1 protein-coding gene is annotated in these 648 nt (G+C 34.7%); it reads right to left on the reverse strand.

The features are described from left to right. The coding region (gene yycH, locus IDG60_RS19555) for a two-component system activity regulator YycH (protein ID WP_241013409.1) at window positions 1-648 on the reverse strand (648 nt) is incomplete at both ends.

Raw genomic sequence — 648 nt, forward strand, 5'->3', positions numbered from 1 at the left:
GAACGATGGTTGAATCGTCAAATAGTATAGCATTCATTTTCTCAACACTAATCGTGTTAAATACCATGCGATATGTTTTTAACTTTTCAGGTTTACTTGGTGCAAAAACATGCGTCGTACGATCAATCGTATCTTTGTTTGTGATGATATCTGTGTATGGTTGCATATCTTTTTTCACTGCTGCTAATGCATCTAAAAAATGATCATTTTTCGTTGTAGTTGTTAATTTTACGTAATCGTGGCGATCTTTGCTTATAGCATAAAGCACGATATTATCATCAGCATCATAATCTATGACCAAACGATTGAAATTGAAATGATTTGGTACTTTCGCATTCATGTTCAGTACTTGGCCAAGATATGTTGATAACGGTAAATCATACGTAAAATCGAATAATGTAAAATCACTGCTCAAATCAGGAATCATCAAGTTATGATCCCGACGAACATGTTCCACGGACTTCACTTCTTTATTTTTCAAAGGTTTCGTCAGTTTATTCACATTAGATACCGTCGCGATTGTACCTTCTGGATGATCATTTTTCGAATGAATAATCTGAAATGGCGTAATAGTTGTATCCATTTTGGCTGTCATAGGTGTCGTTAAAGGTTTCGTTTCACTCTTCTTACTATCTGTATTGTCGACAT

Source organism: Staphylococcus sp. EG-SA-2, from assembly GCF_017152085.1.